Raw genomic sequence first — 26,610 nt, 5'->3', positions numbered from 1 at the left:
CATCGCAATCCGGAGTCGCATCACGATGTGCCGCCGCGCGCCACGCAGAAGTATCAGTCGACCCGTTCCATATCGAAGATCTGCCGGTCCGAGAAGGCCATGAACCAGCCGGTTCTCGAGGTGAAGCCCTTGTCCGGCAGCTCGGTGCCCGGCGCCACCCGGCACAGGAGAAACGCCGCCGACGATGCGCATTGCAGGCCGGCAGCCGCCGGCACGCCCGGAAACAGGCCGGCCTGTTCGAACCCGGCGAGCGGCAGCAACGCCAGCCCCTCGCCCTGGAACATCGCCAGCCAGCCGCGGCCGTCGGCGCGCACGGTGAGCTGCGCGCCGGCCGGCAGGGAACCCGTGTCGCCCGCCGGACGATAGGTCCCGCTGAGAGCGTCGGCCTGCGCGGCACCGGCGCCCAGCGCGAGGACAAGCGCGGACAGGACCAGGACCGCGCGGCGGCTCATCCCAGCACCTCGTCGACCTCGCCGTAGAGGTCGTGCTCGTCGCTGCCCATGATCGCGACATCGACGAAATCACCCGGCTGCAGGCCGGCGTCGCGGCCGTCCTGGATCTGCACCACGCCGTCGATCTCGGGCGCGTCGCCCATCGTGCGGGCGATCGCCAGTTCGCCGTCGACCACGTCCACCAGGCAGGTCTGCACGCTGCCGACCTTGGCTTCGAGCCGCGCGGTGGAAATCTCGGCCTGCTTCTCCATGAAGCGCGCGAGACGCGCCTGCTTCACCTCGTCGGGCACGGCATCGGGCAACGCATTGGCCGTCGCGCCAGTGACCGGCGAGTAGGCGAACGCGCCGACGCGGTCGAGCTGCGCCTCGTCGAGGAAGTCGAGCAGTTGCTGGAAATCGTCCTCGGTCTCGCCGGGGAAACCGACGATGAAGGTGCTGCGGATCGTCAGTTCCGGGCAGATCTCGCGCCAGCGCGCGATGCGCTCGCGGGTCTTGTCGATCGCGCCGGGCCGCTTCATCAGCTTGAGAATGCGCGGGCTGGCGTGCTGCAGCGGCACGTCGAGATACGGCAGCAGCTTCGGCATGCCGTCGGCGTGGCGCTCGGTCATCAGCGGGATGATGTCGTCGACGTGCGGATACGGATACACGTAATGCAGGCGCGTCCACGCGCCGAGTTCCGACAGGCCCTCGCACAGCGCCTTCATGCGCGTGGTGTACTGGCGCTCGCGCCAGGTGCGCTCGGCGTAGCGCACGTCGACGCCGTAGGCCGAGGTGTCCTGCGAGATCACCAGCAGTTCGCGCACGCCGCCGCGCACGAGCTTCTCGGCTTCGCGCAGCACGTCGTCGACCGGGCGCGAGACCAGATCGCCGCGCATCGACGGAATGATGCAGAAGCTGCAGCGGTGGTTGCAGCCTTCGGAGATCTTGAGATACGCGTAATGCTTGGGCGTGAGCTTGATGCCGATGTCGTCCGCCGCCGCGCGCCGCGGCACCAGATCGACGAAGGGGTTGTGCACCTGTGGCGCGGCCGTGTGGACCGCGCGCATCACCGAGCCGTAATCCTGCGGCCCGCTGATCGACAGCACGCCCGGATGCGCCTCGCGGATCACCTCTTCGCGCTTGCCCAGGCACCCGGTGACGATCACCTTGCCGTTCTCGGCGATGGCCTCGCCGATCGCATCCAGCGATTCGGTCACCGCCGAGTCGATGAAGCCGCAGGTGTTGACGACGACGACATCGGCATCGTCGTAGCTGGGCACGATGTCGTAGCCCTCGACCCGCAACTGGGTGAGGATGCGTTCGGAATCGACGAGGGCTTTCGGGCAGCCGAGACTGACGAAACCGACCTTGGGATTGGCTGCGGACATGGGGACCGTGGCTGCGGAAAAGGAGGGGCCGCGACGCGCGCGGGCGGCGGCGCGGCGCGCGGCGGCAGGGCGTACGGGGCGCGCAGTATACCGCCCGCGCCCGGCGTTCCCGCCCCCGGCCGGCGCCTGCACAGGCTTCGGTTAGACTCGGGCGGTCGCGAGCGCACACGGGAGTCGCCATGGGTCGGGACATCGTCGTCGCCACGCCGTCGGGTCCGGTCAATGCCTGGCGGGCCGATCCCCCCCATCGCGCCGCCGCCAAAGGCGCCGTGGTGGTGATCCAGGAGATCTTCGGCGTCAACGCCCACATCCGGAGCATCGCGGACGGCTACGCCGCGGCCGGCTATACCGCGATCGCGCCGGCACTCTTCGATCCGGTGGCACGCAACGTGGAGCTGGTCTACGACGCGGACGGCGTTGCCCGCGGCCGCGAACTCGCCGACGCCCTGGGCCTGGATGCCGCAGTCGGCATCGTGCGCGCGACACGGGATCTGCTCCGGCAGGACGGGCACCGCATCGTGGCGACGGTCGGTTTCTGTTGGGGCGGCACGGTGGCGTTCCTCGCCAATACGCGGCTCGGCCTGCCGGCCGTGAGTTATTACGGCGCGCGGACCGTCCCCCACCTGGGCGAGGCGCTCCAGGCGCCGATGCAGTTCCACTTCGGCGAATGCGACGGCAGCATCTCCGCCGACGATATCGAGGCGCACCGGCGCGCGCTGCCGGACGCCGAGGTGCACGTGTACGCCGCCGGGCACGGCTTCAATCGCGACGTGGACCCCGTCCACTACGATCCCGACGCCGCCGCCGACGCACGGCGCCGGACGATGAAGTTCCTTGCCGCCGCGCTGCGTTGACCGGGCCGAGACGATGACCGCCTCCCGTCCCTATGTGCTGGATCCTCGTCTCGCCGACGACACCCATCCGCTCGCCGTGCTGCCTCTGTGCGAGGTGCGGTTGATGGACGACGCCAACTATCCGTGGCTCGTCCTGGTGCCGCGGATCGCCGAGGCGCGCGAACTGATCGACCTCGACCCCGACCAGCGCCGCCAGCTGACAGACGAACTGGACCGGGCCGCGCGCGCGGTGCGCGCCGCATTCCAGCCCTACAAGCTCAACGTGGCCGCGCTCGGCAATCTGGTGCCGCAACTGCACGTGCATGTGATCGGCCGCAATCGTGACGATCCCGCTTGGCCCGCGCCCGTCTGGGGCCGCGTGGCGGCCCGGCCGTATGCGCCGGAGGACCTGGTCGAGCGGATCTCCCGGCTGGCACCCTACTTCGAACCTTAAGCCCATCGCGGCGCAGGACTGTCGCGGACATGCCCGGCCTGAAACCCTGCCCCATTGCCCCGCTCGGCAATCGAGGCGGCGCGGGGAAGCCTGTCGCCTCGCCGACGACCGGTGCGCCCGTTCACCGTGTCTGCGGATGGACGACGGTCGAGCCAACGGACCTCGGCCGGGCTGGACTCCGGTGCGCTTCGCCGCCATCCACGGGCGTTCACGACGCGGCGAGCTCGACACGCAGCACGAGGACACGCGGGCCCGTGCGCCAAAACGGCGCGCAATCGCGGCTCCGCAGGCAGACGTACAGACCGGCACGTGCGCCGGCTCGGGCGCGTGTCGGGTGAGCCACCATCCCAATGCCTGTGCACGCGTCTGATCCGCCGGATACCTCCTGCGCGGCCGGTCCTCACGGCAGGAGCAAGGTCTCCCGGGAAGAAGCGAAGCCTGCGACAGATACGCCCGCTGGGAGCGCGCGCCATGCCGATACCTGTACTCGCACAAGCCGAAGGCGACCAATGCGCAGGCGCCGACCCCGGCGCCCAGAGTGCCGCGTGCCTGAAGAAGCGCCGCCGGCAGCGTGGGCCGCATCGCCCCTCCCGCCTGTCAGGTGCGCGGCAGCGTCACCCCGGTCTGTCCCTGGTATTTGCCGCCGCGGTCGCGGTACGAGGTTTCGCACACCTCGTCGGACTGGAAGAACAGCATCTGCGCCACGCCCTCGTTCGCGTAGATCCGCGCCGGTAGCGGCGTGGTGTTGCTGAATTCGAGCGTCACGTGGCCTTCCCACTCCGGCTCCAGCGGGGTGACGTTGACGATGATCCCGCAGCGCGCGTAGGTGCTCTTGCCCAGGCACACCACCAGCACGTCACGTGGAATGCGGAAGTACTCGACGGTGCGCGCGAGCGCGAAGGAATTCGGCGGGATGATGCACTCGTCGGCCACCACGTCCACGAAGCTCTTCGGATCGAAGTGCTTGGGGTCAACGATCGTCGAGTTGATGTTGGTGAACACCTTGAACTCGCGCGAGCACCGCACGTCGTAGCCGTAGCTCGACGTGCCGTAGCTGACGATCCGCTGCCCGTCCGCCTGCTTGACCTGTCCCGCCTCGAACGGCTCGATCATGCCGCCGGGCTGCTCGGACATGCGGCGGATCCAGCGGTCGGACTTGATGGTCATGGTGGGGGCCTGAAACGCGGACAAGGGTGCGCATTGTCGCCGGGGCCCGCGGCGGCGTCACCTGCGGGCCGGCACGCCTCCAGCCGGACACGAGCGAAGACGGACATCGCTGTGCGGCATCAACGTGATCACGGCGCCGCGGCAGCTCACCGGCCTCCTCCCCGCGACGCGCGTCGTGGTGCCCCCGCCGGCAGTGGGATGCAGCCCCTGTGATCGAGGCCTCCCGGTCAGACCAGTAACGCCGGAATCGACACCGGCGCGCGCGGCCGCCGCTCCAGCTCGGCCAGCAGTCGGCGTGCGGTAGCCCGGTAGGCCAGCGCCGCAGGCGAATCCGGCGACGCGACCACGACCGGCCGACCCGCGTCGCCCTGTTCGCGGATCGCGATTTCCAGCGGCAACGAACCCAGCAGCGGCACACCATAGTCAGCCGCCATCCGCTGCCCGCCACCCTGACCAAAAAGGTGTTCCACGTGGCCGCAGTTGGAACAGACGTGCTGTGCCATGTTTTCGACCAGTCCGAGCACAGCCACGTCGACCTTCTCGAACATCCGCAGCGCCTTGCGCGCATCGAGCGTGGCGACATCCTGGGGCGTGGTCACGATGACCGCCCCAGCGACCGGAATCTTCTGCGCCAGCGTGAGCTGGATGTCGCCGGTGCCTGGCGGCAGGTCGACGAGCAGATAGTCCAGCCCGCTCTCGCCGCCCCACAGGGTGTCGCCCAGCAGCTGGGTCAGGGCGGACGTGGCCATCGGGCCCCGCCAGATCATCGGGGTGTCGGATTCCACCAGAAAGCCGATCGACATCGCATCGATGCCGTATGCGCGCATTGGCAGGATCGACTTGCCGTCGGGCGAATCGGGCTTGCCTGACAGGCCGAGCATCGTCGGAACGCTCGGCCCGTATACGTCTGCATCGAGCACTCCCACGCGCGCGCCATCGGCGGCGAGTGCCAGCGCCAGATTGACCGCAGTGGTGGACTTCCCCACCCCGCCCTTGCCCGCCCCCACCGCGATGATGTTGCGGATGCGGGGATGAAGCGAGAGCGCGCCCTGAGGCAGGCGGGAGGATGCCGGGAGCGTCATTCGATCCCTTCCAGTGAATCGGTACTACGGCAGCGAAGTGTAGTCGGTGTTTTACGCACAGGGCGAACGGCGACTCGGCCGTGAAAGCCCTTGACGCTGCTTGTGAACTTAGTGTTACGATCGGTTGAACCGTCGCTTAACAAGCGTGCGGCTTGTCATAATTTGAACGTCAAAGGGGAATTCGTGAATCCGTCGAACACTTCAAACCGGTGCGCCCCGCGTCGTCGCGCGCTCCATGTGGCGTTGACCACAGCACTTCTGTTTCCCGCTGGAATGGCACTCGCACAGAGTACGGCGACCGGCCCGAGCGAGGCGGAACAACAGGAGGCCCAGCCGCAGACGGCCGCGCAGGCCGCGGCGTCTAGCCGTAATCCGGCAACGCTCGATCGCGTCAGCGTGACCGGCTCGCGCATCGTCCGCGATACCTTCACCTCAGTGTCGCCGGTTCAGGTGATCAATCGCGAGGAGTCGACCCTTGCCGGCTTCAGTTCGACGGCGGGCGTGCTGCAGAGCAACTCGGTCACGGGCGGCTCGTCGCAGATCAACAACGCGTACGGCGGATTTGTGGTCAACGGCGGTCCGGGTGTGAACACCCTCTCGCTGAGAGGCCTCGGCGCGACGCGCACACTGGTTCTGCTCAATGGCCGCCGTGTGGCGCCCGCTGGCTCACGCGGCGCGGTGGGCTCTGCCGACCTCAACGTGCTGCCGAACATGATCATCGACCGCATCGAGGTGCTGAAGGACGGCGCATCCTCGATCTACGGCTCGGATGCGGTAGCGGGCGTCGTCAACGTCATCACACGTACGCGCGTGGACGACACCACGGTGGAGTTCCAGCGCAACTTCACCAAAGACGGCGGCGCCGACGAAACACGGGCCGGCATCATGACCGGCAAGATCGGTGATCGCTGGCATCTGTCGGGGTCGCTGGAGATGTACCAGCGCTCGGAGCTCACAGTGGGGCAGCGCGACTGGGCGAGCGACTGTCCGCAGCCCCTTCTGGGACGGAATGCGGATGGTACCTACGGCGCCGACGACTACATCGATCCGCGCACCGGTCGCGCGAAGTGCTGGACCATCGACGACAGTGGCGTGACGATCAATACAATCGGCACCGCGAGCATCGCGGGCATTCCCGGCTTGGGCAGCGTGGGCAGCGGTGCCAACGGCAACGTGTTCAACCGATGGCGCCCGAATCCGGGGGTGACCACCGGCCTGCCTGGTTACGAGGGCGTGAGCTACTACGGCCGTGACAGTTTCGATCCCGGAATGCTACGCGAATCGCTGGTCTCGCCCACCAAGAACACCACCGGCTTCATCCAGGGCGGCTTCGATCTCAACACGCTGGGCGATGCCGAGCTGTACTTCGAAGGACTGGGCCATCGCCGCGAATCTCGGCAGACCGGCTACCTGCAGCACACGTTCGACTATCCCGTCGGCAGCCCGCTTCTCGGCTCGCTTTCCACGCTGCCCGCCTTCCTGGCGGCCCCGGCCGACGGCTCCACCAACGGGCGCAACGTGTCGGTGCGTGCGTTCGTGGGCTGGGGCCCTTACAACAGCTGGCAGGAAGTGGACTTCTTCCGTGCGACCGCCGGCATGCGCGGCAATCTCGGAACGCAGTGGAACTACGACGGCTATTACAGCCTCGCGCGTTCGGACGCTGCCTACTTCACCGAGAACCGGCTGACCAACCGCATCGCCCGCAGCTTCGACGTGGTGCCGGACGGGAGCGGCGGCTTCGTCTGCCGCGACCGCTCGGACGGGTGCGTGGCGGCACCGGCGCTGTCGGCAGCGTTGGTGGGCGGCGACATTCCGCAGGCTTACCGTAATTACGTCATGCAGGACACGCGGGGCCAGACGGTCTACACCGAGTCAACGATCAACTTCGGCGTCAATGGGCCGCTGTTTGACCTGCCGGCAGGCAGCGTCAGTAGCGCGATCGGCGTGGAACACCGCCGTCAGGAAATCGACGACACCCCGGACATCAACTCGATCAACAGCAATCTCTACGGTTTTACTGCATCGCAGCCTACCCGAGGCAAGGATTCCGTCAGCGAGGCCTACATCGAGTTCGAAGTTCCGGCACTGTCCGGTCTGCCCTTCGCGCAGGAACTCACGTTCAACGCATCGGCGCGCTATACCGACTACGACTCCTACGGCGATGACTCCACGTGGAAGCTGGGCATGCTCTACACGCCGGTAAACTGGCTGTCGCTGCGCGCCTCACGCGGCACCTCGTTCCGTGCCCCGGCGCTGTTCGAACAGTTCCTCGGCGCGACCAGCGGCTTCCTCTCGTCGTCAACCGACCCTTGCAATGAGTACGGCAACCGCAATCCGACATCGGCCCGTTACCTGAACTGCGCGAGCATCGGGCTTCCGGCGAACTTCCAGCAGACCAACAGCGTGACTTCGATTACCCGGGGCGGTGCAGAGACCGGACTGGCTGCGGAAACTTCGGTTGCGGTGACGGCGGGTATCGTGCTTCAGCCCGAGTTCCCGGCGTGGTTCGGCAACCTGTCGTTCGCAGCCGACTACTACGATATCCAGGTCGACAACGGTGTCGCGCGCCTGTCGGGCCAGAACGTCATGAACCTCTGCTACGACAGCCAGCCGGCTGACTTCAATGCGGGGGCTGGACAGTGCAGCCTCATCGTCCGTGGCGCGAACAACGGGATCACCGTTACCTCGGGCTATGTGAACATCTCCGAGAGCGTCGTGCGCGGCTGGGACTTCACCGCGCGCTATGTGCGTGAAATCGGCCCTGGCTCGTTCCGTACGACGGCACAGGTGTCGAATTACCTTACCCAGGCAGGGCGTACGTTCCCAACCGATCCACTGCGCAACCGTACCGGTACCGTCGCCGCGCCGCAGTATGTGGGCAACCTCGACATGTCGTACACCATCCGCAAGTGGGTCGCGCGATACGGCCTGGAGTGGACCGCGTCGACTAACGACTACGACTACTACGAAACCTACTTCGACACGGATTATCGTCCCGACTACCTGCTTGAGACGGGCAATTACTTCCTGACGAGCCTGTCACTGCAATACCGCGGAGACGACTGGTCGGCGACCGTCGGCGCGCGCAACATCGGCGACAAGGAGCCGCCGATGGTGTCCGCCGGCTGGGGCAACCGCATCGGCAACGCGCCGCTCTACAGCGGTTACGACTACTTCGGACGCACGTTCTTCTTCAACGTGTCGAAGTCGTTCTGATCCAGGTCAGACCCACGCTGTAACCCAGAAGGCCGCCACTCGATGAGTGGCGGCCTTTTCATGGAACTTGTCGAAGCCTTTGGAGAACGGAGATCAATGAAAAGGTTGTTTGCGCTGTTTGCGTGTGCGCTTTTCGCACCCGTCGCCCCCGCCTGGGCGTCTACCTACCAGGCGCCGCCCGTAGCTCAACTGGCGGCATATCCCGAGCTCTCGAGCTTTACCCTGTCACCCGACGGCAAGCACATCGCAGCACTGAAAGCGGACGGCGAGGAGCGGGTCATCGCTGTCTGGAGAACCGATGCACTGAACCGCGCTCCGACCCTGATCGGCTCGAACAGGATGAAGATCTCGGGCGTGTCGTTCATCAAGAATGACCGCCTCGCCGTCTCGCTGTGGCAACCCTTCGACCTGCGCACAGAACAGGTGACGCGCACCTTCCTCAACAAGCTGATGATCACGGACCTGGAGGGGCGCAACTGGAACGAGCCTCTTCCGCTGCCCCGCGCGATGAGCCGGTCTGAAGAGCTGCTGCAATCCCGCATCAGTCCGGTGGTCCTCGATCGGCTGCCGAATGATCCGCACAGCATCCTTGTAGTCAACTCCATCGGCGCTGGGGCGGGTGATGTGTACCGCGTGGACCTGCGCAACTATTCTGCGACGAGGCTGCAGCTGACGAGCGAAAACGTCGCTGGCTATCTCACCGATCTCGACGGAGAACTCCGCGCCCGCCTTCGAACGAGCGTGGACAGCACGGGGGCATTCATCGCTGCCGAGTTCCGCAACCCGGGCACCAATGCGTGGGAGGAGCATTTCCGCTCGTACGTCAAGAACCGCGATCAAACCCAGATCATCGGTTTCAGCAGCGACCCGGGGATCGCCTTCATCCAGAGCAATGAAGGTCGGGACAAGTCGGTGATCTACGAGTACGACATCGCGAACCGGCAACGGACGGAGATACTTTTCGAACACGCGTTCTTCAACGCCAGCCGTGTCCTGGTCAACCCGTATCGGAGCGCCGGTGAGGATTTCGGCAGCATTCTCGGTCTCGGTTACGAGGGGCCTCGTGGCGATGACGTCGAATGGACAGCGCCTCGGATGCGCGCGCTCGACGCAGGATTGCGTCAGGCCCTCGGCATCGAAAACGAACCACTTCAGCTCGTCGACCCCGCCACGTCCGCACGCGCGCAGATCGAATATCCTCTCGAGCGGAACTACCGGATCACGGGATTCACGCCTGATCTCGAGACCGTCCTGCTGACGGTGAGCGGACCGGCGACCCCGCCCGAATACTACCTGTTCCGAGACGGGCAGCTGTCGCTGCTCGCCAAGTCGTACCCGCGTATCGACCCGGCCGGTTTCGGCAAGACCGAACTTGTCTATTACGCGGCGCGCGACGGTCTGCAGATCCCCGCCTTCTTGACCCGTCCGGATCCGCGCGTCTGCGGTGACGGCCCCAGACCCGCCATCATTCATCCGCACGGCGGCCCTTGGTCGCGGGACGTGCTCGATTTCGACGGATCGATGTGGGTGCCCATGCTGACCTCGCGATGCTACGTGGTACTGCGACCGCAGTTCCGCGGCTCGGACGGCTGGGGTCGCAAGCTGTGGATGGCCGGCGACAGCGAGTGGGGACAGAAGATGCAGGACGACAAGGATGACGGCGCACGCTGGCTCGTCGACCGGGGGCTCGCGCAGCCTGCACGCATCGCCATGTTTGGCTATTCCTATGGGGGCTACGCGGCCTTCGCTGCCGCGGTGCGTCCCAATGGCTTTTACAAATGCGCCATCGCGGGCGCCGGCGTTTCGGACATTGGACGCATATGGTCGAGGTTCTATACGAACCCGTTCTTCCGCCAGGCGCAGGCCCCGACGGTGGAGGGGCTGAGTCCCTTGTCCCAAGCGGCAAACATCCAGATTCCGATCATGGTGTACCACGGGATCAGGGACCAGACCGTTCCTATCGAGCAGTCCCAATGGTTCGTCGCGAGAGCCAGGCAATCGGCCCAGCCGGTCGAGTACCATGAGATCGCGGATTACGCGCATGGTCCGGCCTGGACGCGCGCGATCATGGCCGAGCAGCTGAACGTGATCGAACGCTATCTCGAGACCGGGTGCGGGGGACAGGGGCTGTGAACACGGGGAGCACAGCCTCCCGACGCGCGCTACCCGGAATGCGCTATAAGACGCCAGCGGCCGAGTGCCTCGGTCATTTCGGAGCATCTGAACCCTTATGAGCAACAAGCCTTTCGTCGCAGCCATTGCCACCGCGCTGCTCTGCCTGTCATCGATTGCCGCCGCCCAGTCGCCAGTCGGCCGCTGGAAGACGATCGACGACAAGACTGGCCAGGTGAAGTCGATCGTCGAGATCACCCAGGCCGCCAACGGCACGCTCAGTGGGCGCGTGGCCCAGGTGCTGCAGTCCGACCGGGGTCCCAACCCGACATGCGACAAGTGCACGGGCGAGCGTCGCAACCGTCCGATCACCGGGATGACGATCCTCTGGGATCTGCGGCCCGAGGGGAGCGAGTGGGCCGGCGGTACGATCCTCGACCCCGCCAACGGCAAGACCTACCGCTCGAAGGCCAAGATGCTCGATGCCAACCGGCTCGGCGTTTCGGGTTGCGTGGCCTTCATCTGCCGCGAGCAGGTCTGGCAGCGCGAATAGGCGGCGGTCACCGAGCGTGACTCCAGGCCCGGCGTTCGCCGGGCCTTTTCATTCGGCCTGACCCTGGTCCGACGCTGTCCACGCAGCACTGCGTGGGCGGTGACAACCACGGGGAGACACCGGGCGGCAGGCACCTCCAGGCCGGGCGCACCCCGACCACATGCGATAATCGCCGGCCGTCCGTCCAGCGCCAGGCCCATGCCCCGCAAGCTTCTCGTCACGACCGCCCTGCCCTACGCCAACGGCCCGCTGCACCTGGGGCACCTGGTGGGCTACATCCAGGCGGACATCTGGGTGCGGGCACGGCGCATGGACGGTGACACGGCGCATTTCGTGTGCGCCGACGATACCCACGGCACGCCGATCATGCTGGCGGCCGAGAAGGCGGGTCGCACGCCGGAAGACTTCATTTCCGGCATCCAGGCCGGGCACGAGCGTGATTTCGCCGGGTTCGGCGTCGCGTTCGATCATTACGATTCGACGCACGCGGCCGGCAATCGCGAACTGGTCGAGACGATCTACGCGCGTCTGGACGCAGGCGGTCACATCGCGCGGCGCGACGTGGCGCAGCTCTACGATCCGGTACGCGGCATGTTCCTGCCCGACCGCTACGTCAAGGGCGTCTGTCCGAAGTGCGGAACGCCGGACCAGTACGGCGACAACTGCGAGCACTGCGGCGCCACCTACTCCCCCAGCGACCTGATCGACCCGGTCTCGGTGGTCAGTGGCGCGACGCCCGAGCTGCGCGAGTCGGAACACTTCTTCTTCGAGCTCGGCCACTTCGAGGCCTTTCTGCGCGAGTGGCTCGCGGGCGATGTCGCGCTGCCGGGGGTCAAGGCCAAGCTGATGGAGTGGCTCGATGGCGACGGCGGTCTGCGCGCCTGGGACATCTCGCGCGACGCGCCGTACTTCGGGTTCGAGATTCCGGGGCATTCGGGCAAATTCTTCTACGTATGGCTGGACGCCCCGATCGGCTACCTCAGCAGCTTCAAGGCCTTCTGCGCACGTGAAGGCATCGATTTCGACGCCTGGCTCGCCGCCGATGGCGAGACCGAGCTGCATCACTTCATCGGCAAGGACATCGTCAATTTCCACGGCCTGTTCTGGCCGGCGATGCTGCACGGCGCCGGCCTGCGCGTACCGACGCGACTGCACGTCAACGGCTATCTGACCGTCGACGGCGCCAAGATGTCGAAGTCGCGCGGCACGTTCGTCATGGCGCGCACGTATCTGGACCAAGGGCTGGATCCGGAGGCCCTGCGCTACTACTACGCCGCGAAATCCTCGGGGGGCGTGGACGACCTCGACCTCAACCTGGGCGATTTCATCGCCCGCGTGAACAGTGATGTGGTGGGCAAGCTGGTCAACCTCGCCAGCCGTTGCGCCGGCTTCATCGGCAAGCGGTTCGAAGGTCGCCTGGCGGGCGCGCTGCCGGAGCCTGAGATGTATGCGCGCTTCGTCGACGCCCTGGCGCCGATGCGCGACGCGTATGCGCGGAACGAGCCGGCGACCGTGTTGCGCCAGGTGATGGCACTGGCCGACGAAGCCAATCGCTACATCGACGAGCGCAAGCCCTGGGTGATTGCCAAACAGGACGGGGCCGACGCCGAGCTGCAGGCCGTGTGCACGCAGGGCCTCAACCTCTTCCGCGTGCTAGCGACCGCACTGCGACCGGTACTGCCGCGCGTCGCGCGCGACGTCGATGCATTCTTCGCAGCGCCTGCGGACCGGTGGTCCGAACTCGACGCGCCCCTTCTGGGCCGGACCATCCAGCCGTATACGCCGCTGTTCACCCGTATCGACCCCAAGCAGATCGACGCCATGACCGACGCCTCCAAGGACACTCTCGCCCCCGCTCCGGCCGCACCCGCCGCCGCGAAGACGCCCGGCGAAACGCCAGCCGCGACACGCCCGACCGTTCCGGACGCGGACGCGTCCACGCACGTCTCGATCGACGATTTCGCGAAACTCGACCTGCGCATCGGCAAGGTCGTCGCCTGCCAATTCGTCGAGGGCTCGGACAAACTGCTGCGTTTCGAGCTCGATGCCGGCGACCTCGGCACCCGGCAGATCTTCTCCGGCATCCGCGCCAGCTACGGCGAGCCGGACGCACTGGTCGGGCGCAATGTGGTGTTCATCGCGAACCTCGCCCCGCGCAAGATGCGCTTCGGGATCAGCGAGGGCATGATCCTGTCGGCCGGCTTCGACGGCGGCGCGCTGGCCCTGCTCGACGCCGACGACGCCGCGCAGCCGGGCATGCCGGTCCGCTGATGCCACGCCCGCGCCGCGCCGTGGCCGGGGCACATTCCCCTCGATGACCGGTGCCGCCCCGCTGCCGCTGGTCGAACGCATCGACCGACTCTTGCCGCAGACCCAGTGCGGGCAATGCGGGTATGCGGGGTGTCGCCCTTACGCCGAGGCGCTGGCGCGGGGAGAAGCCGACATCGACCGCTGCCCGCCCGGCGGCGATCCCGGGGCCAGGGCGCTCGCGCATCTGCTCGACGTCCCCGCCAAGCCGTTCGATCGTGCCCGGGGCGAATGGCTGCCCGTCGTGCCCCTGGCTCTGATCGTCGAGGCCGACTGCATCGGCTGCACGAAGTGCATCCAGGCCTGCCCCGTCGACGCCATCATCGGCGGCTCGAAGCTGATGCATACCGTCATCGAGCCGCTGTGCACCGGCTGTGGGCTCTGTGTGCCGGCCTGTCCTGTGGACTGCATCGAAATGATCGGTTCCCTGAGCCGGTGATCGGCTCAGGGCATTGACGAGATTCCGGCTGCAGGCACCATCGCGGGGCACGCCACGCAGATCCGTTCCACGGCATAGCCCCGCGCCGCCAGCTTCTCCACCACGCCGTCCTCGCCGAGAAGATGCAATGCGCCGACGACGACGAGGATGTCGCTTTCCTGGCGCAGCATCGCATCGAGGCGCGGCAGCCAGGCGTCGTTGCGGTCGGTGTTGATGCGCTGGTACAGCGCGGGTGCGCGTTCACGCATGTCCGCCGCCATCTCGTCCCACAGGCGTGCGGCATCGCCTGCGCGCCAGGTCGCGTGCAGCGCGTCGATCGCATCCGGGCCGGCGTCCGCCTGGTCCAGTGCCTCGCCGAGCATCTCCACCTGCCATCGCAGGTCCATCCCGTCGAGCACGCGGATCTGTTGCATCGCGGTCTCGAGCCCCGAGGTCGACAGGCCGGCTGCGCGTGCGCGCCGGGCCAGATGCACGTCGAGCCCCAGACGCGCCTCGAGTCCGTAACGGGCAAGCTCGGTCGTGGTCACCAGCAGCGACGCGAACCACGGCTCGAACAGCTGGAGTCCCTGCGGCTCCATGCCGGACGTGCGCAGCGTGGCCAGATTGCGCCGGCCCCAGTCGGCCAGACGCGCCGCCATCGCGGGCGGAAGATCGTCGTCGAGCCGGCTGCCGTCACTGCGCAGACCCGCCTGCATCATCTGCATCGCCAGGGTGGGTGACTCGAGTTCCTCGGGGGCGAGTTCGAACACGACCTCGTCGACCGACGCGACGACCTGTTCGACCTCCTCGGCCAGCGGGTAATCCTCAGGCTTGAGGAAATGGAAGGAGCCGAGCAGATACAGCGCCCCGGCCTCCCCTGTCACCTTCCACAGCAGCGGCACGGGCGGTGCAGGCATCCCGGGCACGTCGGCGATGTCCGGCACCGGCCGAGGTGCCACCGGCTGCGCGGCCGGTGGAGTCTGCGCGGGGGCAGTGCCGCGTTCGGCCTGGGCGGCGCTTCCCGCGAGCAGGGACAGGGCCATCGCGAGCGAGGCCAGCAGGCGGAACGGACGACGATGCGACATGCGATCTCCAGACAGGCGCACGCACTCAGCGCGGCGTGCGATAGGCCTGTTCGCCCGCTTCGATCGCGAGGTCCAGGCGGTTGCCGGCGGGCGGCAAGGGGCACGTGGCGAACGACGTGAACGCGCACGGCGGGTTGTAGGCACGGTTGAAATCGAGCACCACCCGCCCCTGCGCATCGGGCGGCGGGGTGTCGAGATAGCGACCCGCGCTGTAGCTGCCGTGACCACTGGTGCGGTCGGCGAGGATCAGAAACAGGCCGCCGTCGGCGCCCTCCAGCGCATGCAGGGTGTGACTCACGCCCTCGTATTCGAAGGTCACCGTGCCCGGGGTGCGGGTGGGCTCGACCATGCCGAGGATGTTGGCCACGTCGATGCGCGCCGATGCGGGCGCGGGCGTGAACCTGCCTTCGAGACGCCAGCCGCGATCGATCGGCCAGTAGTCGAGACCGCCGAATCGCCGCCGGCTCTCGGCGTCGGCATGGCGTACCCGCACGAACGCGGCGCCGCCGCGCTCGATGATGGACAGCGCGCCGCGCCCCTCATCGAAACCGAGCACCGAGGGCGGGCCGTCGCGGTCGCTTCGCAGCGCCACGCGCGTCGTCACGGGCTCACCATCCAGCGTGACCGCGGTGCCCCGCTCCGGCGTGAACGCGAAGCCGTCGGCAGACTGCAACAGGCCGAGGCGTCCCGGCCCGTGTGCGAGCCGGATTCCGCTGCCCGGCGCGCTGCCGATGAAATGCGAGCGCAACTCGATCCGGTGCAGACCGACCAGGCTGGTCCAGCCGTCGGGCGCAGTGAGTGCCTCTTCGCGCGCCATCCGCGCGACCTGGGTGCGGGACGCGAACTCGGCGTCCAGGCGGGCCAGCTCCGCCCGGCGTGCAGCGTCGGCCGCGGGCTGCGTGGGGCGGTCGCATGCGGCCAGTGCCAGCAGCGCGCCACAGAGCAGCATCCGCAAGAGGTGGTCCGAACGCGTCATTTCAGCGGCCTCGCAGGAACCAGCGGTCGATCTCCGCCAGAGGGAAGTGGGCCCAGGTGGGCCGGCCATGATTGCACTGACCCGAGCGCTCGGTCGCTTCCATCTGCCGCAGCAGTGCGTTCATCTCGGGCACGGTGAGCCTGCGGTTCGCACGGACCGCGCCGTGACAGGCCATCGTCGAGAGCAGGGCGTCACGCGCGGCGCGCACGCGCCGGCTTTCGCCGTGTTCGCGCAGGTCGGCGAGCACGTCGCGCAGCAAGGCTTCGGTGTCGCCGTGGGCGAGCAGGGCCGGCACGCTGCGCAACAGCAGCGATTGCGGGCCACTGCGCGAGACTTCGAATCCGAGTTCGGCGAGCGTGGCCATTTCCTGTTCGGCCACCTCGGCTTCGCGTTCGGAGACCGCCACCGTCTGCGGTACCAGCAGCGGCTGCATCCGCACGCCGTCGCCGTCGTGTGCGGTCTTCAGACGTTCGTAGCCGATGCGCTCGTGAGCGGCGTGCATGTCGACCACGATCAGGCCGTCCGCCGTCTCGCTGAGAATGTAGACGCCGTGCAATTGCGCCACTGCGAACCCCAGCGGGGGCACGACTGGCGTGCCCTGCATGGGCGCATCGCGGGAGAGGGCTGTCTCCGGCTGCATCCCTAGCGCGTCGTCCGGGTGCAGGCTGCCGGCTGCGGCGCTGCCGTCACCACCGCCGTACAGGCTGGCGTAGGCCGCCCGGGCCTCGTCGACGCGCAGGCCGAGATGGGGCTGCGGCATGGGCCGTGCCCAGTGGGCGGACTGGGCCGGGCCCGTGGACACCGCCGCGCCGGCGTCCTGCGCCAAGCCCGGCTGCCCATTCTGTCCGGCACGGGTGCCGGCCAGCGCCTCGTGCAGCGCCCGGTAGACGAACTCGTGGATCAGGCGTGCCTCGCGGAAGCGCACTTCGTGCTTCGCGGGATGCACATTGACGTCCACGCGCGCGGGGTCGAGCGCGAGGAACAACACGTAGGCAGGCTGGCGGCCATGGAACAGGACATCCGCATAGGCCTGGCGCACGGCATGGGCGACGCTGCGATCGCGAATCGAGCGCCCGTTGACGTAGAGGTACTGCTGGTCCGCGCTGGCCCGCGAATAGGTCGGCAACGCGATCCAGCCCGTGAGATGGAGCCCCGCTGCAGCATGTTCGATGCGAAGCGCGGCTTGGGCGAAATCGCGCCCTAGGGTTTCCGCCAGCCGGGCGTCCGAGAACAGGGTGTCCTCGCCCTTGTACCGGCGCGTCGGCTTGCCGTTGTGGCTGACGCGCAATTCGACATCCGGCCGCACCAGGGCCAGCGCCCGCAACCATTCCTCGATGTGGCCGAGCTCGGTGCGCTCGGCGCGCAGGAACTTGCGCCGGGCCGGGACGTTGTAGAACAGGTCACGCACTTCCACCGTCGTACCGCGCGGATGCGATCGCGGCGCGACATCGCCGACTCGCCCTCCGTCCACTTCGAGGGCGGCGCCGTGGGGATCGTCGTCGCGCCGCGAGACCAGCGCGAACCGGCTCACCGAGGCGATCGAGGGCAGCGCTTCACCGCGGAACCCGAGCGTCGCCACCGATTCGAGATCGTCCAGAGATCCGATCTTGCTGGTCGCATGACGCGACACCGCCAGCGGTAGCTCCCCGGGTGCGATGCCGCCACCATCGTCGCGGATGCGGATCAGCCTCACACCGCCTTCCTCGAGGTCGATGTCGACCCGGCGGGCGCCGGCATCCAGCGCGTTCTCGACCAGTTCCTTGACCACGGACGCCGGGCGTTCGACCACCTCGCCTGCGGCAATCTGGTTGATCAGGACGTCGGGAAGCTGGCGGATCGGCACGGGAGGAAGAGCGCGCGGGCGTCATGACACGGCCGACGATCATACCGGCCGCACCACCACTGCGCCGGCTCGCATCGAGGCTCGGTCTAGACCGGAAACACCGGGTAAAGCGCGCTCATGGGCTGCCGCCCGCCTGTTCGGCCGCCGCCGCGCGAGCGGCGAACAGCGTACCCGGGGGTGGCTGGTTGCTGAAGAACGCGGTGATGCCGTCCAGAACCGCGCTGGCGATGCGTCGCTGGTGCCCGGGATCGACCAGCCGCTTTTCCTCGTCAGGGTTGGAGATGAAACCCGTCTCCACCAGCATCGCCGGCATGTCCGCGTTGCGCAGCACCGCGAAGTTCGCGTACTCGACGTTGGGCTTGTGGGTCTTGCCCACCGCGCGCAGACCGGTCAACACGTGCTGGGCGGCATCCTGCGACGCCTTCATGTGGCCGCTCTGGGCGAGGTCCAGCAGCACCGACGACAATGTGTCGCGCTCGAGCCGGACGCCCCCGACCAGATCGGCGTTGTTCTCGCGATCGGCCAGCCAGCGCGCCTGCTGCGACGACGCGCCGCGGGTCGACAACGTGTACACCGAGGAGCCATAGGCCGCGCGGTTGAGCGCCGCATCGGCATGGATGGACACGAACATGTCCGCCTTGGCCTGTCGCGCGCGACGCGCCCGCTGGGTCAGTTCGATGTAGGCATCGTTGTCGCGGATCAGGTGCGCGCGCATTCCGGGCGTGGCGTTGATCTGCCGCGCGAGCTCGCGCGCGATCGACAGGACGACGTGCTTCTCGTACGTGCCGCCCGGCCCGATCGCGCCGGGGTCCTGACCACCGTGTCCGGGATCGATGGCGATCACCAGGGGCCGCATGCTGGACGTCATCACTGGCGTCCGCGGGCGCGCAGCGGGCGGGGCGCTCGGCGCCGGCGGCGGTGCAGCTTCCACGACGGGCGCAGCGCCCCCCGCCATCGGCGCCGGCGTCGCCGGTGCGACGGCCTCCGGCGCGGATGTGGTCGCCGCAGCAACCGCCGAGGGCGGGCTCTGGGACCCCACGTCGGCCCGGGGCATACCGGCGATCAGGCGCGAGGTCGCATCGTTGGATGCCGCCGACGGGTCCACCGCAGGGGGTGACGGCACGCGCGGGGGCAATGCAGTGGCGACGGTTGTCACGGGCCCCGGCGCCGGCGCCGGCGCCGCCGACCCGCCTGCCGCGACGCGTGCGATCGGATCGGCTTCGCCATCGCCCGGCCACTGCAGGACCAGCCTGACCCCGTCAGGCCCCTCCTCCAGCCGGGGCGCCAGGGCGACCGTCGGGTTGGCCAGATCGAAGACGATGCGGGTGGTGCCCGGCACCGGCTGCCCGCTGCGGACGTTTTTGACGATGCCCTGGCCGCCCGGGAGCGCGAGATTGCCGCGCAGGCGTGTCCCCGGCAGGTCGACGACCAGACGATCGGGATTGGCCAGTGGAATCACCTTGTACTCGGCCCGTGCATCGAGCCGGAGCTCGGCATGGGTACCGGTCGGCCCGGAGCGCAGCTCCACACCACGCAGTTCGGCACCGTATGCGAGGTTCCAGCATAGCGCTGCCAGCAGCGCGAGCGCCAGCAAGGCCTGAGACGGATTGATCCCCCGGATGCGCATGCGGGCTAGTCAATCACCGCCCGCTGAACAATGCAATACGTTTTCCCTTGAAAATCCGATGCCTGCAGGGCCTTCCTGCGGCTTCGGTTCAGAAAACGGTCACAACTGGTGCATGGATTCCAGGCGGGCCAGCCAGGCGATTCCGACCGCGCTTTCCGGCGACACGTGGGCGCTGCGACCAGCCCCCTCGTGCACAAGCGTGATTTGCAGGTCGGCCGCAGGCAGGGCGTCGCCGCCCCGTTCGGGCCATTCGACCAGCCACAGGCACGCGTCGACGTCGTCGAGCCCGAGATACTCGAGTTCGCCGACATCCCCGATCCGGTACAGATCGAGGTGCAGGGCCTCGCCGCCCGCCAGCGGATACCGCTCGATGAGGGTGTAGGTCGGACTGCGCACGGTGCCGGCGACGCCGAGCGCGCGCAGCCAGCCGCGGGCCAGGGTGGATTTGCCTGCGCCGAGATCGCCGACGAGATGGACGACCGCCGGCGCAGGCGCACTGGCGGCGAGGGCCTCGGCCAGGTGCCGGGTCGCGGTCTCGTCCGGCAGCGCAACGACGCGAACGGGGGCCGTCATCGCGGCCACTCCGGATTGGCCAGGGTGCGCAGATGCCCGAACAGATCGCGCGGCAGCAGGCCACGCTCGCCTGCCTGCGCGGCGGCGTCGCCGGCAGCCGCGTGCAGCAGTGCGCCACACACCGCGGCCGCCTCCGGTGCCAGTCCCTGCGCGCGCAGCGCCGCGATGACGCCGGTGAGGACGTCACCCATGCCGCCGGTGGCCATTCCGGGATTGCCGGCGTCCACGAGCCATGGAATCGCCCCGGGTGCGGCGACCAGGGTGCCTGCTCCCTTGAGCACCACGACGGCGCCTGACTGGGCGACCAGCGCGTGCAGGGCCGCGAGGCGATCGGCCTGCACTTCCGCCGTCGTGCAGCCGAGCAGGCGTGCCGCCTCGCCCGGATGCGGAGTCAGGATGCTGTCCGAGGGCAGAGGCCGCGGTGCGCGGGCGAGAAGATTGAGCCCATCCGCGTCGAGCACGAGCGGCCGCCCGGATGCGAGCACGTCGGCCAGCAGGCCATGGCCCCACGCCCCCTGTCCCAGGCCGGGCCCGAGTGCGACCACATCGGCGGCGTCGAGCAGGGCGCCCAGCGCCGCATCGGTGTCCACCGCGCGCGCCATGACTTCCGGGCAGCGCGCGAGCATCGCAGGCACGTGTCCCGCACGGGTGCCCACGCTGACCAGTCCCGCGCCGCTGCGCAGGGCGGCCTCCGCGGCCAGCATCACGGCACCCCCCGTGCCGTGATCGCCGCCGATACAGAGCACGTGGCCGGCATGGCCCTTGTGGCTGTTGCGGTGCCGCGGGCGCAGCCAGTGGCCCAGATCGCTCCCCGTCACCCGACGCGCGGCCGACGCCTCGCCGTCGAAGCACCCGCTTGCGACATCCAGGTCCGCCACGGCCCGCGCACCGGCATGCTCCGGCCCGTCCCCGGTGTACAGGCCGACATGGCCGGCGATCATCTGTACGGTGCGCGTGGCCCGCACCGCGGTGCCCGCGGCGTGGCCACGATCCGCGTCGAGGCCACTCGGCACGTCCAGCGCCAGGACCGGCGCGCCGGCGGCATTGATCGCTTCGATCAGCGCCGCGCTGTCGGCGTCGGCTGCACGGGTGAGACCGAGACCGAACAGCGCGTCGACCACGAGATCCGCGGGTGGAAGGGTGTCCGTGCCGACGAGCGCCACCTGCCCCCCCGCTGCAATGAAGGCAGCGCACGCCGCCTGTGCCTCCGGGGTGCGCGGTGCGTGCGCAGCGAGGCGCAGCACGCTGACGGCGCGCCCGGCCGTGTGCGCGTACCGCGCCAGCACGTAGCCGTCGCCTCCGTTGTTGCCCGGCCCGCAGACCACGAGGACGCGCTTCGCGTCCGGCCAGTGCGCGCAGGCGAAGCGCCACGCAGCCTCGCCTGCACGCGCCATCAGTGCGTCGGCGTCCCCGATCTCTTCCAACGCCGCGGCCTCGACCCGGCGCAGCGTCGCAACGTCGTAGAGGGGCGCACCGGGGCGTGGCGGCACGGGGCGGGCAGAGGGAGCACTCATCGGCGGAATTCTATACTTCGCCCATCGTGAGCCTGGTCCCTTCCGCCGACATCGACGCCGCCCGTGCACCGTCACCCGAATGGATGGCCGTGCGGGTCCGCGCCATCGCGGCCGATCTGGGGTTCCAGCGTTGCGGCATCGCCGGCATCGAGCTGGGTGAGGACGAAGCGCACCTGCGCGACTGGCTGGCCCAGGGCCTGTACGGCACGATGGACTGGATGGCGCGACACGGCGACCTGCGTGCGCGCCCGGCCGAGTTGCTGCCCGGCACGGTGCGGGTGATCTCGGTCGGTCTGGACTACGGCCGCAACGACGACGACAGCGCCTGGACCACGCTGGCCGACGGCACCCGCGCCTACGTGGCCCGCTACGCACTGGGCCGCGATTACCACAAGCTGATGCGCAACCGGCTGCAGAAGTTCGCCGACCGCATCGCCGGCGAATTCGGCGCGTTCGGCCATCGCGTGTTCGTCGACTCGGCGCCGGTGCTCGAGCGCGCGCTGGCACGCAACGCCGGGCTCGGCTGGATCGGCAAGCACACCTGCCTGATCGACAAGGACGGTGGCTCGTGGTTCTTCCTCGGCGAGATCTACGTCGACATTCCGCTGCCGGTCGATGCGCCGGCCACCGCACATTGCGGCACCTGCACGCGCTGCATCGACGTCTGCCCGACGCAGGCGATCATCGCTCCGCACCGGCTCGACGCACGGCGCTGCATCGCCTACCTGACGATCGAGCACGAGGGCGCGATCGATCCCGAGCTGCGGCCGCTGATCGGCAACCGCATCTTCGGCTGCGACGACTGCCAGCTGGTGTGCCCCTGGAACAAGTTCGCCAGGCGCACCGACGAACCGGATTTCCGCGCACGCAACGCGCTCGACACTGCGACGCTGGCCGAGCTGTTCGCCTGGGACGAAGCCGAATTCCTGCAGCGTACCGAAGGCTCACCGATCCGGCGCAGCGGCCACCGGCGCTGGCTGCGCAACCTCGCGGTCGCACTGGGCAATGCACCGACGACGCCGGGCACGCTGGCGGCGCTGCAGGCGCGCCGGCATTCGGGCGATGCGCTGGTCGACGAACACATCGAATGGGCGCTGGCGCGGCACGGCGTGGCGTGAACCGACGCGTGGTCACCGCGCGGGATGCGTGTCGCGAGCGTCGCCCGCGGACACCGCGACCGGGGCAACGCCCGGCGCCTCAGGCTCCGGGCGCGAGCCGCGCCATCAACGCCACATCGACATAGCCGCCATCCCGCAGCGCATAGCCGCGGGCCACGCCTTCCCGGACGAAGCCGTGACCGGTGTACAGCGCGATGGCCGCAGCATTGTCGAGATACACCTCGAGCTCGATCCGGCGCACCCCGTGCCAGCGCTCCGCGGTGTCGAGCGTCGCCGCCAGCAGGGCACGGCCGATGCCTTCGCCGCGACGCGTCTCCGACACGGCCATGCCGAGGTTCGCGACATGCCGGCGCCGGGGATGCTGGAGCACCTCGAATCCGGCGGCGCCGACCACCGTGCCGGCGTCGTCGGCGACCAGCTGGACCACGTGAGCCGGCATTCCGGACAAGCGCCGCGTCCACGCGTCCAGCGACGGATACGGCGGCTGCAAGGTGCCGGCATAGGCCGGCGTCTCTGAAAACAGCGCGTGCAGGCCGGCGGCATCCGCCGGCTCGGCATGGCGGATGCGGATGTCTGCGCTCACCCGCGCGCGGTGCGTGCGCGGATCTCGTCCAGCAGCGCGCGCGTGACCGGATCGGCCACCGCGACGTCCTCGCCCTGCACGGCCGGGAGCAGCTCGCCGGCGATGCGCTTGCCGAGTTCGACGCCCCACTGGTCGAAGGCGTTGATGCCCCACAGCACCGACTGCGCGTAGACGCTGTGCTCGTAGAGCGCGATCAGCGCGCCGAGGCTGCGCGGCTCGAGCCGGTCGAGCAGCAGCAGCGTCGACGGTCGGTTGCCGGGGTAGGACTTCTGCGGGTCCTCGGCCTGGTAGCCGTTGGCCAGCGCCTCGGTCTGCGCCAGCAGGTTCGACAGCAGCGCGGCATGGTTGTCGGCGTGCGGGTGCGCCGGATTGACCACGCCGATGAAATCGGCCGGCACGGTCTGCGTGCCCTGATGCAGCGCCTGGAAGAAGCTGTGCTGGGAATTGGTGCCGGGGCCGCCCCAGAGCACGGGCACGGTGTCGAGGCCGACCGGCACGCCGTCCGGCGTGACCGACTTGCCGAGGCTCTCCATCACCAGTTGCTGCAGGTAGGCCGGCAGCAGCGCCAGGCGCTCGTCGTAGGGCAGCACGGCATGCGTCGACAGGCCCAGCGCGTTGCGGTTCCAGATCGCGGTCAGCGCATGCTGCACCGGCAGGTTCTGCGCCAGCGGCGCGTCGAGCGCGTGCGCGTCCATCTCGGCCGCGCCGGCCAGCAATGCGTCGAACCCGTCCATGCCGACCGCCAGCGCGATCGAGAAGCCGACCGCCGACCACAGGGAGTAGCGCCCGCCCACCCAGTCCCACATCGGCAGCACGCGCTCGGGCGCGACGCCGAAAGCCTCCGCGCGCGGCACGTTGGCGCTGACCGCGTAGATGCGCTCGCTGCCGCCGAGCCAGTCGCGGACCACGGCGCCGTTGAGCAGGGTTTCCTGGGTGCTGAAGGTCTTCGACACCAGGATCGCCGCGGTCCGCGCAGGCTCCAGCCCCGCGAGCAGGTGCTGGGCGTCACTGCCGTCGACGTTGGTCAGGAAGTGCACGCGGAAGCGGCCGGTGCCGAAATCCTTGAGCGCGTCGACCACCAGGCGCGGCCCGAGGTCCGAGCCGCCGATGCCGACGTTGACGATGTCGGTGACGTCGGACGCTTCGAGCGCGGCCACGAGATCGGCCATGCGCGCGCGCGCGGCGGTGGCTTCGGCATGCGCGTCGCGCGCGATCACTGTCTCCGACAGCGCCGAACGCAGCGCCACATGCAGCGCCGCGCGATGTTCCGAGGTGTTGACCGTGGCGCCGTCGAACAGACGGCGGAACGCGTCGCGCAGGCCCGCGGCTTCGCCGAGCGCGAGCAAGGCGGCGCGAGCGTCGCCGTCGAGCCGCTGGCGGGCGAAGCTCGCATAGAGCCCGCCGATGCGCAGTGCGTAGTCGTGCGGGCGCCCGGCATCCGCGGACACCAGGGCCTCGATGCGGGCCTGTGCGAGGCGCCGCGCATGCGGCGCCAGCGTGGAATCGATCCGCTGCGCCGCCGTGGCCATCAGGCCGCCTGCGCCGGGATGGAGTCGTTGGTGTGCGTCATCCGGTTCTGGCGGTCGACGTAGACCAGCTTCGGCTTGAACGCCGCGACCTCGGCCTCGTCCAGCGCACCGTAGGCGCAGATGATCACCAGATCACCGACACCGGCCTTGTGCGCGGCTGCGCCGTTGACCGAGATCACGCCGCTGCCGGCTTCGCCACGGATCGCGTAGGTCGCGAAGCGCTCGCCGTTGTTGATGTTGTAGATCTCGATGCGCTCGTACTCGCGGATGCCCGACAGCTCGAGCAGGTTGGCGTCAATCGCGCAGGACCCTTCGTAATGCAGTTCGGCGTGGGTCACCGAGGCGCGATGGATCTTGGCTTTGAGCAGGGTCAGTTGCATGGCGATACGGCCGGGAGGCATCGGGAAACGCGGAAAGTCCCGCAGGAAGCGGCAAGTATAGGGACGCGATGCGGCATCGCAACACGCCCGGTGCAGGCTCCCGCCGGGGATTCAGCCCCGGCCGTCGCCCGCCCCGAAGCTGAATTCGAGGTTGTCGATCAGGCGCGTGCGTCCGAGCCGCGCCGCGACCAGCGCCACACCGTCCCCGCCCGCGTACGGCGCCAGGTCGGGCGCGCGCACTTCGATGTAGTCGACCTCGAAGCCGGCCGCACGCAGCGCATCGGCCGCCCCGGTCTCCGCCGCCGCGGCGGACTGCCCCGCGCCCAGCGCGTCGCGCAGCGACGTCAGCGCGCGGTACAGGGCCGGGGCCCGGGCGCGGGCGTCCGCGTCGAGATACTGGTTGCGCGAGCTGCGTGCCAGGCCATCGGCCTCGCGCGAGATCGCCACCGGCAACAACCGCACCGGAAACGCGAGCTCCGCGACCATGTGCGCGATCACCGCGACCTGCTGGTAATCCTTGCGGCCGAACGCGGCGACCTCCGGCTGCACCTGGTTGAACAGGCGCGCAACCACCGTGGCCACGCCGTCGAAGTGGCCCGGCCGATGCGCGCCGTCGAGAATGGTGGTGATGCCGGGCACGCGCACGGTGACCGTCCGTTCGACACCCAGCGGATACATCGTGTCGACCGACGGCATCCACAGCAGATCGCAGCCGGCCGCATCGAGCCCACGCGCATCGGCCTCGGGCGTGCGCGGATAGCGGTCGAAATCCTCGTGGGGACCGAACTGCGTGGGATTGACGAACACGCTGGCCACGATGCGGTCCACGTGCGGTCTCAAGGCGTCGACCAGCGCGTAGTGCCCCGGATGCAGGTTGCCCATCGTCGGCACCAGACCCACGCGCAGCCCGTCCCGTTTCCAGCCGGTCACGCGTGCGCGCAGCGCAGCCAGGTCTTGCACGATGTCGATCACGGCGGATCCGCTTGCAGGGGGAGCGCGATTTTCGCAGATCCGCGGCGCCGCGCGTCAGCGCGGGTGCTGCGGCAGGCCGTCGTCGATCGAGTAGTAATCGCCCTGCTCCGACACGAAGATGTGCATGTGCAGCCGGGTGGCCGTCGGCGTATCGAACGCCCCCATCGCGACCGCAATCTTCGCGCCCCCTACCGGCGCCCAGAACAGCGATGCGCCGCAGCGCCCGCAGAACCCGCGCCGTACCTTCGGCGAGCTCGCATACCAGCGCAATGCGCCCTGCGGATCGCGCACCGTCAGCGCCTCGAGCGGCACGTCGCTGGACGCGAACACGTGGCCCGAGGACTTCCGGCAGGCCACGCAATGGCAGGCGTCGGGCGGCGCCAGCGGCGCCGAGACCTCGAACCGCACGTCACCACACAGACACGATCCACTGGGCATCGCCGGCGCTC

The 26,610-nt window shown here is 68.9% G+C and carries 23 protein-coding genes; 8 read left to right on the top strand and 15 right to left on the bottom strand.

From position 1 onward, the window contains the following. Window positions 1-53: 53 nt before the first annotated feature. Together H0E82_RS13825 and rimO are read right to left on the bottom strand one after the other, a co-directional pair. Entirely contained in the window at window positions 54-452 is a 399-nt protein-coding gene (locus tag H0E82_RS13825; protein ID WP_180546022.1) for a hypothetical protein, read from the bottom strand. Then, window positions 449-1,819: a 30S ribosomal protein S12 methylthiotransferase RimO gene (gene rimO / locus H0E82_RS13820; protein ID WP_180546021.1), complete on the bottom strand. Its 1,371-nt coding sequence runs from the start codon at window positions 1,817-1,819 to the stop codon at window positions 449-451. The genes H0E82_RS13825 and rimO overlap by 4 nt, the downstream gene beginning before the upstream one ends. Window positions 1,820-1,998: 179 nt before the next feature. On the opposite strand from rimO, the gene H0E82_RS13815 reads away from it, so the two are divergent. Together H0E82_RS13815 and H0E82_RS13810 are read left to right on the top strand one after the other, a co-directional pair. Further along, window positions 1,999-2,673, top strand: a complete 675-nt coding sequence (locus H0E82_RS13815) for a dienelactone hydrolase family protein (RefSeq protein WP_180546020.1) — start codon at window positions 1,999-2,001, stop codon at window positions 2,671-2,673. Window positions 2,674-2,686: 13 nt separating this feature from the next. Next, the gene (locus H0E82_RS13810) at window positions 2,687-3,106 is read left to right on the top strand and encodes an HIT domain-containing protein (RefSeq protein WP_180546019.1); all 420 of its coding nucleotides are present in this window, start codon (window positions 2,687-2,689) and stop codon (window positions 3,104-3,106) included. Between the two features lie 597 nt (window positions 3,107-3,703). Here the strand turns inward: H0E82_RS13810 and dcd are convergent. Beyond that, window positions 3,704-4,273: a dCTP deaminase gene (gene dcd / locus H0E82_RS13805; RefSeq protein ID WP_180546018.1), complete on the bottom strand. Its 570-nt coding sequence runs from the start codon at window positions 4,271-4,273 to the stop codon at window positions 3,704-3,706. A 227-nt stretch (window positions 4,274-4,500) separates the two neighbouring features. After that, complete coding sequence (gene apbC, locus H0E82_RS13800) at window positions 4,501-5,355, bottom strand: iron-sulfur cluster carrier protein ApbC (RefSeq protein ID WP_180546017.1); 855 nt, start codon at window positions 5,353-5,355, stop codon at window positions 4,501-4,503. A 162-nt stretch (window positions 5,356-5,517) separates the two neighbouring features. Here apbC and H0E82_RS13795 point away from each other — a divergent pair, with 162 nt between their 5' ends. The 5 genes from H0E82_RS13795 to rnfB all read left to right on the top strand — a co-directional run bounded on the left by H0E82_RS13795 (window position 5,518) and on the right by rnfB (window position 13,982). Further along, a complete protein-coding gene (locus H0E82_RS13795) occupies window positions 5,518-8,571 on the top strand; it encodes a TonB-dependent receptor plug domain-containing protein (RefSeq protein WP_235974321.1) in 3,054 nt (1,017 codons plus the stop codon). A 60-nt stretch (window positions 8,572-8,631) separates the two neighbouring features. Continuing rightward, on the top strand, window positions 8,632-10,704 hold the full coding sequence (locus H0E82_RS13790) for an alpha/beta hydrolase family protein (RefSeq protein WP_235974320.1): 2,073 nt from the start codon (window positions 8,632-8,634) through the stop codon (window positions 10,702-10,704). 97 nt (window positions 10,705-10,801) lie between these two features. Then, the gene (locus H0E82_RS13785; protein ID WP_180546016.1) at window positions 10,802-11,236 is read left to right on the top strand and encodes a DUF2147 domain-containing protein; all 435 of its coding nucleotides are present in this window, start codon (window positions 10,802-10,804) and stop codon (window positions 11,234-11,236) included. A 198-nt stretch (window positions 11,237-11,434) separates the two neighbouring features. Next, on the top strand, window positions 11,435-13,507 hold the full coding sequence (gene metG / locus H0E82_RS13780) for a methionine--tRNA ligase (RefSeq protein WP_180546015.1): 2,073 nt from the start codon (window positions 11,435-11,437) through the stop codon (window positions 13,505-13,507). Window positions 13,508-13,550: 43 nt separating this feature from the next. Then, on the top strand, window positions 13,551-13,982 hold the full coding sequence (gene rnfB / locus H0E82_RS13775) for an Rnf electron transport complex subunit RnfB (RefSeq protein WP_180546014.1): 432 nt from the start codon (window positions 13,551-13,553) through the stop codon (window positions 13,980-13,982). Window positions 13,983-13,987: 5 nt separating this feature from the next. Here rnfB and H0E82_RS13770 read toward each other — a convergent pair whose 3' ends face one another. The 6 genes from H0E82_RS13770 to H0E82_RS13745 all read right to left on the bottom strand — a co-directional run bounded on the left by H0E82_RS13770 (window position 13,988) and on the right by H0E82_RS13745 (window position 21,579). Further along, complete coding sequence (locus H0E82_RS13770) at window positions 13,988-15,046, bottom strand: TraB/GumN family protein (protein ID WP_180546013.1); 1,059 nt, start codon at window positions 15,044-15,046, stop codon at window positions 13,988-13,990. 25 nt (window positions 15,047-15,071) lie between these two features. Then, a complete protein-coding gene (locus tag H0E82_RS13765) occupies window positions 15,072-16,022 on the bottom strand; it encodes a DUF1684 domain-containing protein (protein ID WP_180546012.1) in 951 nt (316 codons plus the stop codon). Window position 16,023: 1 nt separating this feature from the next. Next, window positions 16,024-17,865: a DNA mismatch repair endonuclease MutL gene (mutL, locus tag H0E82_RS13760; RefSeq protein WP_180546011.1), complete on the bottom strand. Its 1,842-nt coding sequence runs from the start codon at window positions 17,863-17,865 to the stop codon at window positions 16,024-16,026. Between the two features lie 115 nt (window positions 17,866-17,980). Then, a complete protein-coding gene (locus H0E82_RS13755; RefSeq protein ID WP_180546010.1) occupies window positions 17,981-19,492 on the bottom strand; it encodes an N-acetylmuramoyl-L-alanine amidase in 1,512 nt (503 codons plus the stop codon). A gap of 99 nt (window positions 19,493-19,591) precedes the next feature. Beyond that, complete coding sequence (gene tsaE / locus H0E82_RS13750; protein ID WP_180546009.1) at window positions 19,592-20,065, bottom strand: tRNA (adenosine(37)-N6)-threonylcarbamoyltransferase complex ATPase subunit type 1 TsaE; 474 nt, start codon at window positions 20,063-20,065, stop codon at window positions 19,592-19,594. Then, on the bottom strand, window positions 20,062-21,579 hold the full coding sequence (locus H0E82_RS13745) for an NAD(P)H-hydrate dehydratase (RefSeq protein WP_180546008.1): 1,518 nt from the start codon (window positions 21,577-21,579) through the stop codon (window positions 20,062-20,064). Before H0E82_RS13745 ends, tsaE begins: the two co-directional genes overlap by 4 nt. An 83-nt stretch (window positions 21,580-21,662) precedes the next feature. Here H0E82_RS13745 and queG point away from each other — a divergent pair, with 83 nt between their 5' ends. Further along, window positions 21,663-22,697, top strand: a complete 1,035-nt coding sequence (queG, locus tag H0E82_RS13740) for a tRNA epoxyqueuosine(34) reductase QueG (protein WP_180546575.1) — start codon at window positions 21,663-21,665, stop codon at window positions 22,695-22,697. A 79-nt stretch (window positions 22,698-22,776) separates the two neighbouring features. Here the strand turns inward: queG and H0E82_RS13735 are convergent, their stop codons facing one another. The 5 genes from H0E82_RS13735 to H0E82_RS13715 all read right to left on the bottom strand — a co-directional run bounded on the left by H0E82_RS13735 (window position 22,777) and on the right by H0E82_RS13715 (window position 26,599). Further along, the gene (locus H0E82_RS13735) at window positions 22,777-23,280 is read right to left on the bottom strand and encodes a GNAT family N-acetyltransferase (protein WP_180546007.1); all 504 of its coding nucleotides are present in this window, start codon (window positions 23,278-23,280) and stop codon (window positions 22,777-22,779) included. Continuing rightward, the gene (pgi, locus tag H0E82_RS13730) at window positions 23,277-24,809 is read right to left on the bottom strand and encodes a glucose-6-phosphate isomerase (RefSeq protein WP_180546006.1); all 1,533 of its coding nucleotides are present in this window, start codon (window positions 24,807-24,809) and stop codon (window positions 23,277-23,279) included. Before pgi ends, H0E82_RS13735 begins: the two co-directional genes overlap by 4 nt. Further along, window positions 24,809-25,189 (bottom strand): aspartate 1-decarboxylase, encoded by a 381-nt coding sequence (gene panD, locus H0E82_RS13725; RefSeq protein WP_096209592.1) that lies wholly within the window; start codon window positions 25,187-25,189, stop codon window positions 24,809-24,811. Before panD ends, pgi begins: the two co-directional genes overlap by 1 nt. A gap of 111 nt (window positions 25,190-25,300) precedes the next feature. Then, window positions 25,301-26,161 (bottom strand): pantoate--beta-alanine ligase, encoded by an 861-nt coding sequence (panC, locus tag H0E82_RS13720; RefSeq protein WP_180546005.1) that lies wholly within the window; start codon window positions 26,159-26,161, stop codon window positions 25,301-25,303. Window positions 26,162-26,215: 54 nt separating this feature from the next. Continuing rightward, window positions 26,216-26,599, bottom strand: a complete 384-nt coding sequence (locus tag H0E82_RS13715; RefSeq protein WP_180546004.1) for a GFA family protein — start codon at window positions 26,597-26,599, stop codon at window positions 26,216-26,218. Between the last annotated feature and the right edge of the window lie 11 nt (window positions 26,600-26,610).

This window comes from Luteimonas deserti (genome assembly GCF_013425765.1).
GTDB lineage: Bacteria > Pseudomonadota > Gammaproteobacteria > Xanthomonadales > Xanthomonadaceae > Luteimonas > Luteimonas deserti.
This window is presented reverse-complemented; position numbering and strand designations above follow the sequence as displayed.

Coding starts and splice junctions, on each gene's coding strand:
- H0E82_RS13825 (WP_180546022.1), bottom strand. CDS start 452: ATGAGCCGCCGCGCGGTCCTGGTCCTGTCCGCGCTTGTCCTCGCGCTG.
- rimO (WP_180546021.1), bottom strand. CDS start 1,819: ATGTCCGCAGCCAATCCCAAGGTCGGTTTCGTCAGTCTCGGCTGCCCG.
- H0E82_RS13815 (WP_180546020.1), top strand. CDS start 1,999: ATGGGTCGGGACATCGTCGTCGCCACGCCGTCGGGTCCGGTCAATGCC.
- H0E82_RS13810 (WP_180546019.1), top strand. CDS start 2,687: ATGACCGCCTCCCGTCCCTATGTGCTGGATCCTCGTCTCGCCGACGAC.
- dcd (WP_180546018.1), bottom strand. CDS start 4,273: ATGACCATCAAGTCCGACCGCTGGATCCGCCGCATGTCCGAGCAGCCC.
- apbC (WP_180546017.1), bottom strand. CDS start 5,355: ATGACGCTCCCGGCATCCTCCCGCCTGCCTCAGGGCGCGCTCTCGCTT.
- H0E82_RS13790 (WP_235974320.1), top strand. CDS start 8,632: ATGGAACTTGTCGAAGCCTTTGGAGAACGGAGATCAATGAAAAGGTTG.
- H0E82_RS13785 (WP_180546016.1), top strand. CDS start 10,802: ATGAGCAACAAGCCTTTCGTCGCAGCCATTGCCACCGCGCTGCTCTGC.
- metG (WP_180546015.1), top strand. CDS start 11,435: ATGCCCCGCAAGCTTCTCGTCACGACCGCCCTGCCCTACGCCAACGGC.
- rnfB (WP_180546014.1), top strand. CDS start 13,551: ATGACCGGTGCCGCCCCGCTGCCGCTGGTCGAACGCATCGACCGACTC.
- H0E82_RS13770 (WP_180546013.1), bottom strand. CDS start 15,046: ATGTCGCATCGTCGTCCGTTCCGCCTGCTGGCCTCGCTCGCGATGGCC.
- H0E82_RS13765 (WP_180546012.1), bottom strand. CDS start 16,022: ATGACGCGTTCGGACCACCTCTTGCGGATGCTGCTCTGTGGCGCGCTG.
- H0E82_RS13755 (WP_180546010.1), bottom strand. CDS start 19,492: ATGCGCATCCGGGGGATCAATCCGTCTCAGGCCTTGCTGGCGCTCGCG.
- tsaE (WP_180546009.1), bottom strand. CDS start 20,065: ATGACGGCCCCCGTTCGCGTCGTTGCGCTGCCGGACGAGACCGCGACC.
- H0E82_RS13745 (WP_180546008.1), bottom strand. CDS start 21,579: ATGAGTGCTCCCTCTGCCCGCCCCGTGCCGCCACGCCCCGGTGCGCCC.
- queG (WP_180546575.1), top strand. CDS start 21,663: ATGGCCGTGCGGGTCCGCGCCATCGCGGCCGATCTGGGGTTCCAGCGT.
- pgi (WP_180546006.1), bottom strand. CDS start 24,809: ATGGCCACGGCGGCGCAGCGGATCGATTCCACGCTGGCGCCGCATGCG.
- panD (WP_096209592.1), bottom strand. CDS start 25,189: ATGCAACTGACCCTGCTCAAAGCCAAGATCCATCGCGCCTCGGTGACC.
- H0E82_RS13715 (WP_180546004.1), bottom strand. CDS start 26,599: ATGCCCAGTGGATCGTGTCTGTGTGGTGACGTGCGGTTCGAGGTCTCG.